General features: G+C 66.7%; 11 protein-coding genes. 4 read left to right on the forward strand and 7 right to left on the reverse strand.

The genetic code is table 11. The features are described 5' to 3' along the window. From ACTHLF_RS05390 to ACTHLF_RS05400, 3 genes are all read right to left on the reverse strand, one after another. Positions 1-269 (reverse strand): biliverdin-producing heme oxygenase (locus ACTHLF_RS05390; protein WP_440325517.1); only part of this gene is annotated, 269 nt, incomplete at its 3' end. Beyond that, entirely contained in the window at positions 270-662 is a 393-nt protein-coding gene (locus ACTHLF_RS05395) for a hypothetical protein (protein ID WP_440325519.1), read from the reverse strand. 88 nt (positions 663-750) lie between these two features. Further along, on the reverse strand, positions 751-1,998 hold the full coding sequence (locus ACTHLF_RS05400) for an alkaline phosphatase family protein (RefSeq protein WP_440325520.1): 1,248 nt from the start codon (positions 1,996-1,998) through the stop codon (positions 751-753). A 63-nt stretch (positions 1,999-2,061) separates the two neighbouring features. Here ACTHLF_RS05400 and ACTHLF_RS05405 point away from each other — a divergent pair, with 63 nt between their 5' ends. Together ACTHLF_RS05405 and hutU are read left to right on the forward strand one after the other, a co-directional pair. Then, positions 2,062-2,460, forward strand: coding sequence for a hypothetical protein (locus ACTHLF_RS05405; RefSeq protein ID WP_440325521.1), 399 nt, complete (start codon positions 2,062-2,064; stop codon positions 2,458-2,460). 149 nt (positions 2,461-2,609) lie between these two features. Next, a complete protein-coding gene (gene hutU / locus ACTHLF_RS05410; RefSeq protein WP_440325522.1) occupies positions 2,610-4,283 on the forward strand; it encodes a urocanate hydratase in 1,674 nt (557 codons plus the stop codon). Positions 4,284-4,395: 112 nt separating this feature from the next. Here hutU and msrA read toward each other — a convergent pair whose 3' ends face one another. Further along, on the reverse strand, positions 4,396-5,061 hold the full coding sequence (msrA, locus tag ACTHLF_RS05415; protein ID WP_440325524.1) for a peptide-methionine (S)-S-oxide reductase MsrA: 666 nt from the start codon (positions 5,059-5,061) through the stop codon (positions 4,396-4,398). Positions 5,062-5,234: 173 nt separating this feature from the next. Between msrA and ACTHLF_RS05420 the strand changes: the two genes are divergently transcribed. Next, a complete protein-coding gene (locus ACTHLF_RS05420) occupies positions 5,235-6,449 on the forward strand; it encodes an HD-GYP domain-containing protein (protein WP_440325525.1) in 1,215 nt (404 codons plus the stop codon). Beyond that, entirely contained in the window at positions 6,446-7,699 is a 1,254-nt protein-coding gene (locus ACTHLF_RS05425; RefSeq protein ID WP_440325527.1) for a putative bifunctional diguanylate cyclase/phosphodiesterase, read from the forward strand. Before ACTHLF_RS05420 ends, ACTHLF_RS05425 begins: the two co-directional genes overlap by 4 nt. A gap of 87 nt (positions 7,700-7,786) precedes the next feature. Here the strand turns inward: ACTHLF_RS05425 and coaE are convergent, their stop codons facing one another. The 3 genes from coaE to ACTHLF_RS05440 form a co-directional block, all read right to left on the reverse strand. After that, positions 7,787-8,395, reverse strand: coding sequence for a dephospho-CoA kinase (gene coaE, locus ACTHLF_RS05430; RefSeq protein WP_440325529.1), 609 nt, complete (start codon positions 8,393-8,395; stop codon positions 7,787-7,789). Beyond that, on the reverse strand, positions 8,392-9,261 hold the full coding sequence (locus ACTHLF_RS05435) for a prepilin peptidase (protein ID WP_440325530.1): 870 nt from the start codon (positions 9,259-9,261) through the stop codon (positions 8,392-8,394). Before ACTHLF_RS05435 ends, coaE begins: the two co-directional genes overlap by 4 nt. A gap of 80 nt (positions 9,262-9,341) precedes the next feature. After that, a complete protein-coding gene (locus tag ACTHLF_RS05440) occupies positions 9,342-10,607 on the reverse strand; it encodes a type II secretion system F family protein (RefSeq protein WP_440325531.1) in 1,266 nt (421 codons plus the stop codon). Positions 10,608-10,706: the final 99 nt, after the last annotated feature.

Raw genomic sequence — 10,706 nt, forward strand, 5'->3', positions numbered from 1 at the left:
CCCACAAGGGTGAGGTCGTCTTCGAGGCAGGGGATGCGGGATGCATAGGCCCAGACGTCATCGATCGCAGCGATCTCCGCCGCGCGCTCCGCTTCCCACGCACCGAACAGGCCGAGCTGTGCCGCCAGCAGCGCGCGGTAGCCCGCCTCATCCATCGCCCCGGACAGCAACGCGCGCATGCCGTCGCTCGCTTCGGCGGCGTCATGCGCTGCGCGGGTGTGCTCGCGGAGCTGGAGATGGGCGGACGGTTGCGCTGCGGCACCGTCCATTCAGAGGACCTGGGTAGACTTCAACACCCACACCAGCACGACCCCGGCGACGATGGCCAGGGCCATCATGCGCACGCGTGCCGCGGTGCGCTGCTGCGGTGGCTGGTAGCCCGGCGTGCGGTGCACGCGCAGTTCTTCCTGGAAGCGCACGAGCGGCTCGATGCCGATGTCTTTAAGAAGGCCACGCGCCTTCGTGAAGTCATCCGCGTGCTTGACCCACACCTGCGGCCACGCCGAGCGATCGGTATTCCGCTCGGAATAGCTGAAGCGCTGGTAGGTCGGGCGGTTGAAGGTGGACCGGTTCGTCACCGTCGTCTCGATCGCGTGCTCGGAGAGCAGCGCGACCACGCGGTCGATGTTGTCCTGGCGGGGGGAGGTATAGATCTGGCGCATGGCCCGATTCTACGGCATCCCCCGCCCGGGTGCCGGACGTGGCGGGTAACCGTTTACCCGCCGCCGCCCCGGCGTGGCACCGGGATGCTCAGGGCCGCGCCAACGCGGCCTTCACATCTTCCAGCTTGCCGTCGTTCGGCAGCGGCGCCAGGCCCAGCAGATGGGCCAGCAGCGGGTACACGTCGACGTTCTGGAACGGCGGCACGGTCACGCCGCGCGCGAACGCCGGGCCATGCGCCACGAACAGGGCGCGCATGCTCGGGTCCTGGTTGTCATAGCCGTGCTCGCCGCGGGACATCGGGTCTTTCCGCTTCGCGAGATCCGCGTGGCTGATGATCGACCAGCCCACGTCGGCCATGCACAGGTACGGCGGCACGCGCGGGTTCTTGCCGTAATCCAGGCGTGCCGGAACATCCTGCTTGCGGTAGCAATGCATGTGCGCGTGCGGACCCAGCAGCCGGGCGACGGCCTGCGTGGCGTCATGGCCTTCGCGCGGGGCGAACGTTGCCATCACGCCATAGGACACGGTATCGAGGTCATCGAGGTTCGTCTCCTCGTCCGAGAAGATGATGTTGCCCTTTGGCACGTCCGCCATGCCGTGATCCGACACGACGACGATATTCATGGCGTCGTAGAGGCCGCGCTGGCGCAGCTGCGCGACGAGGTACGCGAGCGCGTCATCCACTTCGCGCAGCGCCGCGTCCACTTCCGGTGAATCCGGGCCGTGTTCATGGCCGGCGTGGTCCACCGCGTCGAAATAGAGCGTTTCGAACGAAGGCTTCTGGCCGGGTTCGTCGATCCACGAGAGCAGCTTGTCGACACGGGCCTTCGAGCTCAGCGAATCGTCGAACGGGATCCAGTGGTCCGGCCGCACGCCGTGGATCTCGGCCTCCGTGCCGGGCCAGAACATCGTGGCCGTGCGCAGGCCATGCTTCTGTGCCGTCACCCAGATCGGCTCGGCCTCGGCCCACCAGCGGCCATCGCTGGTCGCGGCATGGTTGCCCAGGCTGAACCTGCCGAGCGCAGGTTCGCGCATCGTGTTGTTCACGATGCCGTTGCGGTCCGGCACACGGCCGGTCACCAGCGTGTAGTGGTTGGGGAAGGTCAGCGAGGGGAACGAGGGCCACATGTAGGTCGCGTGCGCACCATCGTCCGCGAGGGCCTGCAGCGTCGGGGTGAGGTGGCGATCCATGTAATCGGCGCGGAAGGCGTCGATCGAGACCAGCAGGACAGGGTGGGGCGGGATCGCGGGCGTCGGCGCGGCGGGTCGCGTGGCGCAGCCCGCCACGACCACGAGCAACAGCGCCGTGAAAAGGCGCGGCAGGCGGGAAAACATGGCATTCATGGGGGAGGGGATAGGCTCTGGTTCAAGACAATCCTTTCATGATGGACGAGTCAGATGACCAACGCATCACGCAAGTTCATGCTGATCCTTCTTGCCGCCGCGCCTGCCCTGGCCTTCGCCCAGGCCGCGAAGCAGCCTACGCCCCCGCCACAGCCGGCGGCCCGCCCCAAGGTCTACACGCCCGTGGCGACGCCGAGCCAGCGCTGGCAGCGCCAGGCGGACCAGCAGCAGCTGATCAACCGGCAGAACCAGAACGCCGTGCAGGAACAGCTGCGCCAGAACAACCTGAACCAGCAGCGCAACAACGCCACCGACCCGGCCATGCGCCAGCAGCTGGATAACGCCAACAGCCAGCAGCAACAGCAGTACCGGGCACGCCAGGACAACGCCGCACGCCAGTACCAGGACAAGCAGACCACCCAACCCGCCAACGCCACGAGCCGCCCCCACTAACACAGAGCCCTGCCTGCCTGTCGCCGTTGTGGGAGCTTGCGCGCGATGGGCATGCAGCATGCCCCCCACCATGCTGCGACGCACATGGCCGCGCCCCCACCGCGGCGCCATAATCGGGAATTCGCTTCCACACCCCTACGGAGCCCCCGATGACCGCCGCCACGCGCATCGACACCACCCGCACCGTCCGCGCCCCGCGCGGCACCGAACTCTCCTGCAAGAGCTGGCAGACGGAAGCCCCGTTCCGCATGTTGCAGAACAACCTCGACCCCGAGGTGGCGGAGAACCCCGCCGAACTGGTGGTGTACGGTGGCATCGGCCGCGCCGCGCGTAACTGGGAGTGCTTCGACGCGATCCTGCGCAGCCTGCGCGAACTGCGTGACGACCAGACCCTGCTCGTGCAGTCCGGCAAGCCGGTGGGCGTGTTCCCGTCGCACCCGGACGCGCCGCGCGTCCTCATCGCCAATTCCAACCTCGTGCCGGCCTGGGCCAACTGGGAGCACTTCAACGAGCTCGATCGCAAGGGCTTGATGATGTATGGCCAGATGACCGCTGGCTCGTGGATCTACATCGGCTCGCAGGGCATCGTGCAGGGCACCTACGAGACCTTCGTGGAAATGGGTCGCCAGCATTACGACGGCAAGCTCGCTGGCCGCTGGATCCTCACCGCGGGCCTCGGCGGCATGGGCGGCGCGCAGCCGCTCGCAGCCAGCCTCGCGGGCGCGAGCTCGCTCACCATCGAGTGCCAGCAGAGCCGCATCGATTTCCGCCTGAAGACGCGCTACGTCGACGAGCAGGCGACGGACCTGGACGACGCGCTGGCGCGCATCGAGCGTTATACGAAGGAAGGCCGTGCCGTCTCCGTCGCGCTGCTGGGCAACGCCGCCGATGTACTGCCGGAACTCGTCCGCCGTGGCGTGCGCCCGGATGCCGTGACCGACCAGACCAGCGCGCACGACCCGGTGAACGGCTACCTGCCCGAAGGCTGGACGGTCGAGGAATGGTTCGAGCGCCGCAAGAGCGACCCGACCGGCACCGCGAAAGCGGCGAAGGCATCCATGCGCCGCCACGTCGAAGCCATGCTCGCGTTCCACGAGCAGGGCGTCCCGACGTTCGATTACGGCAACAACATCCGCCAGATGGCGAAGGACGAGGGGCTTACCGAGGCGTTCGCCTTCCCGGGCTTCGTGCCCGCGTTCGTCCGCCCGCTGTTTTGCCGCGGCATCGGTCCGTTCCGCTGGGTCGCGCTTTCGGGCGACCCCGAGGACATCTACAAGACCGATGCGAAGGTGAAGGAGATCATCGCCGATGATCCGCACCTGCACCGCTGGCTGGATATGGCCCGCGAGCGCATCAGCTTCCAGGGCCTGCCGGCACGCATCTGCTGGGTCGGCCTGGGCCTGCGCCACAAGCTCGGCCTGGCGTTCAACGAGATGGTCCGCAACGGCGAGCTGAAGGCGCCCGTGGTGATCGGCCGCGACCACCTGGATTCCGGTTCCGTTGCCAGCCCGAACCGCGAAACCGAGGCGATGCGCGACGGCAGCGACGCGGTCAGCGACTGGCCGCTGCTCAACGCCATGCTCAACGTGGCCGGTGGCGCCACCTGGGTCAGCCTGCACCACGGCGGCGGCGTGGGCATGGGTTACAGCCAGCACAGCGGTGTGGTGATCGTGTGCGACGGTAGCGCCGAAGCCGACAAGCGCATCGCCCGCGTGCTCTGGAACGATCCAGGCACCGGCGTCATGCGCCATGCCGACGCGGGCTACGAAGACGCCATCGCCTGCGCGAAGGAGCAGGGCCTCGACCTGCCGATGATCGGCTGAGCCCTCGCGCGGTAGGAGCCCACCGTGTGGGCGACATCTTTCGCGACATCGGAACAGGCCCTGCGGCTCTTCCGCGAAAGGCGTCGCCCACAGGGTGGGCTCCTACGACGGCTTAGCGGCCGTTAGCCCAGCCCGGCGTGTACATGTCGGGATAGATCCGGGCGAGGGCCAGCACCTTCGGCCGGTCGTTGATGGCGATGTACATGGCATCGGGGTTCAGGTGCATGTAGTCCTGGTGCTCATCCTCGGCCTGCCAGAAGCCCTTCAGCGGAACGACCTGGGTCACGATCGGGTCCGTGAAAGCGTGGGCCGCGCCAAGCTGGGCAACGTACGCCTTCGCCAGCTTCTCCTGCTCGGGCGTGGCGTAGAAGACCGCCGAGCGGTACTGGGTGCCGCGGTCCGGGCCCTGGCGGTTCAGCGTGGTCGGGTCCATGGCCACGGAGAAGAACACCTGCAACAGCTGCCCATAGGTGACCTGGGCCGGGTCATAGACCACGCGGACCGACTCGGCATGGCCGGTGTCACCGTCGCTGACGTCGTCGTAATTGGCATGAGCGGCGTCACCACCGGTATAGCCGGCGCGCACGCTCTTCACGCCCTTCACGTGCTGGAAGACCCCCTCGACGCCCCAGAAGCATCCGCCGGCGAAGACCGCCGTGGCCTCGCCCGGGGCCTTCGTGGCATCCACGGTGGGCGCGGGCAGCTTGAGCCCCTCGTCGCGGGCGGCGGCCGCGGAGCAGGCGGTGAGGACGAGCGGGAGCAGGACAGGGCGGCGCATGGCGGTTCTCCGGCGGGGTACAAGCCAATAGACCGGCACCGGCATGGTTTTATTACGCCGGTACCCCTACAGTACGCCGCCCCCTGGCCGATACATACCGAACGGCATGGGGATTCCCAGCGAGAAGGAGGCAAGGGAAGGTGGCGTACGACCTGGTAGAGCGACGTGTGTTCGTGTCTGATCTGCAGATCGGCATGTTCGTCAGTCGCCTGGATTGTGAATGGTCGGATACCCCGTTTCCGTTGCAGGGGGTGCCGATCACCTCCCGCGAGGATATCGATACCCTCGCGAAGTTCTGCAAGTACGTGTTCGTGGATACCCAGCGCCAGGTGGTGCCCTCGAGGCTCGCCCCGGCTTCGGTAGTGAAACCCGCCGCGGCGCCCGCCAGGCCGGCTCGCCCCGTACTGAACACCCGCCTGATCACGCAGCACGCGTATACCGATACCGCATCGTTCGAGGACGAGATGCCGCGCGCCCGCGAGGCGTTCGAGACGGTTTCGAAGTTCGCCGAGCAGATCGTCGCCGACATCCACGCGGGCAGGCCGATCGATGCCAATGCGCTCGACGAGGCGGTGCGACCCATGGTCGCGAGCGTGCTGCGCAGCGGCGATGCGTTCTTCTGGATCGAAAGCCTGCGCAGGCACGATAGCTATACATTCCAGCACGCCGTCGGCTGCAGCACGCTGGCGGCGAGCTTCGGCCGGCACATGGGCTTCAACGGCGAGGCCATCGTGAGCCTGGCCGCCGGTGCCCTGCTCATGGACGTGGGCAAGGCCCAGCTGCCCCGGGAACTGCTCGAGCGCGACGGGCCGCTGAACGACATGGAGTGGGACCTCGCCCGGCACCACGTGGAAGAGGGCGGCGCGATCCTCGATGCGGCCAGCGTCACCGACCAGGAAGTCCGCGACATGGTGCTGACCCACCATGAACGCTTCGATGGCACGGGCTATCCCGAAGGCCTGGCGGGTACCGAGATCCCGCTTGCCGGGCGCATGGCCGCCATCATCGACACCTACCACGCCATGTGCACGCCGCGGCCGTACCGGCCGGCGGTGTCGCAGCACCTTGCGCTTCGCCAGCTCTACCAGGGCCGCGACCGTGAGTTCCAGGGCGAACTGGTGGAGCAGTTCCAGGCCTGCCTGGGTGTTTACCCCACCGGCTCGCTGGTGGAGCTCAATACGGGCGAAGTCGCCGTCGTCATGGTGCAGAACCAGTCGCGCCGGCTGCAGCCACGGGTCGCCATCCTCACCGGACCCGACAAGGTCCATCTGGATGACTTCCGCATCATCGACCTGATGCGCCAGTCCGAGGGCGTCCATCGCGAAATCCAGCGCACGCTACCCGCGGGTGCTTACGACATCGACCCCGCGGAGTACTTCCTGGCATGAGCGAGCGCGCCCACCTGCTGCCCGCCGTGCAGAGCCGCCTGGATCGTGCCCGCCAGGAGCCTGGCCTGTGTGCGCTACTCGTCGTGCGCCTGCGCGGCATGCGCGAAGCGCAGTTGCGCTACGGCTATGAATTTGGCAACGAGATAATGCTGGCGGCGCGCGAGCGGATCGTCGCCGTGATGCGTCACGTCGATACGGTGTACCTCGCCGGTGACGACAGTTTCGTCGTGTTGCTGCCCACCCTCCGTAACCGTACCCATGCCTTGCTGGCCGCGACGCGCCTTGTCGGTGCGTTCGACGAAAGCCCGCTGATGCACGGCGATCGCAACTGGCACGGCCGTGCGGTCGTCGGCGTCGCGTTGTGCCCGGATCACGGCACCGACGCCGAACTGCTTTTCCGCCGCGCGGAGCTGGCCCACGACGAGGCCTTGCGCATCGGCGAGCCGTTCGCGATGTACAAGCCGGAATCGACCCCGGTCGAAATCCTTTACGGCGAACTGCGCGACGACATCGCGGCCAACAAGCTCGATGTGATGTTCCAGCCGCTGTACGACCTGCGCCGGGGCAAGGTAGTAAGCGTCGAGTCGCTGGCGCGCTGGACCACTGCCGCCTTCGGGGCGGTACCCCCGTCGGATTTCGTGCCGTTCGCCGAGCGCAGCGACCTGATCGTGCCGCTCACCCGCTGGAGCCTCAACGCCTCGCTGCGCCATGCGGCAGCGTTGCATCGTGGTGGCGCACCACTAGATGTCGCCATCAATCTCTCGCCGCGCGTGTTCGCCGAGCAGGGCTTCGCGGAGCAGCTGCTTGGCGCGCTGGAGATCTGGGGCGTACCGGCCGATTCGGTGATCGTCGAGATCACGGAGACGGCGCTGCTCACCGACCTGGACATGAGCGTCCGCGTGCTACGCCGGTTGCGTGATTGCGGAGTCCGCGTCGCGATCGATGACTTCGGTACCGGCTACGCGTCGTTCGCTTACCTGCGCCATTTCCCGGCCACCGAGCTGAAGATCGACCGCAGCTTCGTCGATGGCATGCTGGCCGATCCGCGGACCGAACAGGTCGTGCGCGCCATGATCGAAGTGGCCCACCGGCTCGGCCTGGAAGCCGTCGCTGAAGGCGTCGAGAATGCTGAAACCCTGCGCCGCCTCGACGAGATGAATTGCGACATCGCGCAGGGCTACCACATCGGCCACCCGACGCTGGCCGAGACATTCGTAGCCGAGCGGCTCGCGGCTGCAGTGACTTCGTAGGAGCCCACCCTGTGGGCGAAATCTTTCGCGATGTTGCAACACACTCTGGGGCGTTTCCGCGAACGGCGTCGCCCACAGGGTGGGCTCCTACGAGTTCTGGCGACTGAGCTCGAGATAGCGGGCGTGCAACCGCTCAATCTGCCCGGCAAGGGCTTCGACACCGCCATCATTCACGATCACATCATCTGCGATCGCCAGCCGCGCCTCGCGCGTGGCCTGTGCGGCGATCATCTGACGTGCCAGCGCCTCATCGACCCCATCGCGCTTCATCAGCCGCGCGATACGCACCGCTTCCGGCGCATCGACCACCAGGATCCGGTCCACCCACGCGTAATGCGCGTGGTTCTCCACCAGCAGGGGAATGGAAAGCATGCAGTACGGTCCGCGATCGGCGGCGACAGCATCACGTAGCCAGGTACGGATCCGCGGATGCAGGATGCCTTCGAGCGTCGTCCGAGCCGATGGATCGGCGAACACCCGCTGGCGCATCGCCGCTCGGTCCAGCCGGCCTTCCGCGTCCAGTGCGTCGGCACCAAACACGCGGGCCACTTCGGCCAGGGCCTCGGAGCCGGGTTCGACCACGGCGCGCGCCGCCACGTCAGCGTCGTAAGCGCGCACACCCAGCGCCTCGAAGCCGCGCTCCACGGCGGTCTTGCCTGCGGCCACGCCACCGGTCAGCGCGACGACGTAGCTCATCGCAGCCCCGTGAGGTGCAGGTAGGCGTCGAAGATCCGGTCGCCCCCCATCAGCCAGACCCAGCCGGCCGCCGCGATATACGGACCGAACGGGATGGGGACGTCACGCTGGTGCTTGAAGAACAGCATCATGGCGCCACCGACCAGCGCGCCGATCAGCGAGGAGAGCATGATGATGGGAAGCAGGGCGATCGGGCCCATCCAGGCGCCGAGCGCGGCAAGCAGCTTGAAGTCGCCGTGGCCCATGCCTTCCTTGCCGGTAAGCAGGCGGAAGCCCTGGTACACGCTCCACAGGCTCAGGTAACCGATCAGGGCGGCCAGGATCGCCGACGAGGGTGACACGGGCAGGGGCTGCCAGCCCGGCAGCAGGGTCAGGCCCAGGCCGATCCACAGCAGCGGGTAGTTCAGCTCATCGGGAAGCAGCTGCGTGCGCGCATCGATGCCGGAGAGCGCGATCAGGAACCAGGTGAAAACCAGCGCCGCAAGCGCGCCGATGCCCGGCCCAAACCGCCAGACCACGGCGGCGCTGGCCAGGCCACAGAGGAGTTCCACCAGCGGATACTGCTTCGAGATGGGCTCGTGGCAGTAGCGGCAACGCCCGCGCAGCAGCAGCCAGCCCAATACGGGGATGTTGTCGTGGGCGGCCAGCGGATGCTTGCACTTCGGGCAGTGCGAGCCCTCCACGACCACGCCGGGCGGGCGGGTCTCTTCCACCTCGGGCAGCTCGAGCACTTCGCGCGCCTGGCGGCGCCAGTCGGCCTGCATGCGCGCGGGCACGCGCAGGATCACGACATTGAGGAAGCTGCCGACGAGGAGGCCAAGCACACCGGCGAACGTTGCCCAGAGGGCGAGGGGCAAATCAGGCATGGAGAATCCGTGGTCCCAAGAAAAAACCCTCCGCCCGGGGGCGAAGGGTTCTTATTGTGCCTTGCAGGGCGGGGTGGTGCTTAGACCGTGCCGGCCAGCTTGAAGATCGGCAGGTACAGGGAGATCACCATGCCGCCGACGAGGACACCGAGGATCACCATGATGAACGGCTCGAGCAGGCTGCTCAGCGTATCCACCGCGGTGTTCACTTCTTCCTCGTAGAACTCGGCCACCTTGAACAGCATGTGGTCGAGCGAACCGGATTCTTCGCCGATGGCGGTCATCTGCACCACCATGTTCGGGAACAGGTTTACCTGGCGCATCGAGAGCTGGAGCTGGTGGCCGACGGAGATGTCGTCACGCATCTGCTTCACGGCTTCGCCATAGACGATGCTGCCGGTGGCGCCCGAAACGGCGTCCAGGGCTTCCACCAGCGGAACACCGGCGTGGAAGGTCACGCCCAGCGTACGGGCGAAACGGGCGATGGCCGACTTGTGCAGGAGGTCGCCGATGACCGGGATTTTCAGCGAGAAACGGTCGAGGAAGTGGGCGAATTTCTGCGAGCGCTTCTTGAAGAAGATCAGCGCGAAGATCGAACCGACGATGATGCCGATCACGGCCCACCAATAGGACTGCATGAACTTGGAGGCGGCGACGACAAACTGGGTGGGCGCAGGCAGCTCGGTCTTAGCCTCAGCGAAGGTCTGCTCGAATACCGGCACCACGAACAGCAGCAGGATCATCGACACGAGCAGGGCGACCACGAGCACCATGATCGGGTAGAACAAGGCCTTCTTGATCTTGGCCTTGATGTTCTCCATGCGCTCCTTGTAGGTCGCCACGGTATCGAGCACGGTATCGAGCACACCGGCCGATTCGCCGGCGTGGACCAGGTTGCGATAGAGCTCGTCGAACTGCACCGGGTACAGGCCCAGGGCCTCATGCAGGGCCGAACCACCCTCGATGCTGGCCTTCACGTTGACCAGCATGTCCTTGAACTTGGGGTTCTTCTGGCCGTTCGCGATGATGTCGAAGGCCTGCACCATGGGCACGCCGGAGGCCATCATGGTGGCGATCTGGCGGCTGAAGATGGCGACATCGCGCGGCTTGACCGTCTTGCCGCTCGAGCCGAACAGCGGCTTGGCGCGCTCGCGGACCTGCTGCGGGTTCATGCCCTGGCGGCGCAGTTCGGCCTTCACGAGCGAGGCGTTCTTCGCCTGCATCTCGCCCTTCATGCGCTTGCCACGCTTATCCAGCGCGGTCCAGTCGTACATCGTCAGCTGGCTGACGGCAGCGCGCGCGGCACCGATGGCGCGCGCGTTCTTGGTAGCGGTGGCGGTAGCCATGACGCGGTGGTACCCCCGGGTGAATACTAAGGGGCCAGCCCCGGCTGGCTCCCCCTGTCTCTTATTCTAGTTTGTAGCTTTGTTTTACGCCTTTCTGCC

Source organism: Luteibacter sp., from assembly GCF_051958795.1.
Lineage (GTDB): Bacteria > Pseudomonadota > Gammaproteobacteria > Xanthomonadales > Rhodanobacteraceae > Luteibacter.

What these genes read in the sequence shown, in the direction of transcription:
- ACTHLF_RS05395 (WP_440325519.1), bottom strand. Translation starts at nt 662, where the DNA reads ATGCGCCAGATCTATACCTCCCCCCGCCAGGACAACATCGACCGCGTG.
- ACTHLF_RS05400 (WP_440325520.1), bottom strand. Translation starts at nt 1,998, where the DNA reads ATGTTTTCCCGCCTGCCGCGCCTTTTCACGGCGCTGTTGCTCGTGGTC.
- ACTHLF_RS05405 (WP_440325521.1), top strand. Translation starts at nt 2,062, where the DNA reads ATGACCAACGCATCACGCAAGTTCATGCTGATCCTTCTTGCCGCCGCG.
- hutU (WP_440325522.1), top strand. Translation starts at nt 2,610, where the DNA reads ATGACCGCCGCCACGCGCATCGACACCACCCGCACCGTCCGCGCCCCG.
- msrA (WP_440325524.1), bottom strand. Translation starts at nt 5,061, where the DNA reads ATGCGCCGCCCTGTCCTGCTCCCGCTCGTCCTCACCGCCTGCTCCGCG.
- ACTHLF_RS05425 (WP_440325527.1), top strand. Translation starts at nt 6,446, where the DNA reads ATGAGCGAGCGCGCCCACCTGCTGCCCGCCGTGCAGAGCCGCCTGGAT.
- coaE (WP_440325529.1), bottom strand. Translation starts at nt 8,395, where the DNA reads ATGAGCTACGTCGTCGCGCTGACCGGTGGCGTGGCCGCAGGCAAGACC.
- ACTHLF_RS05435 (WP_440325530.1), bottom strand. Translation starts at nt 9,261, where the DNA reads ATGCCTGATTTGCCCCTCGCCCTCTGGGCAACGTTCGCCGGTGTGCTT.
- ACTHLF_RS05440 (WP_440325531.1), bottom strand. Translation starts at nt 10,607, where the DNA reads ATGGCTACCGCCACCGCTACCAAGAACGCGCGCGCCATCGGTGCCGCG.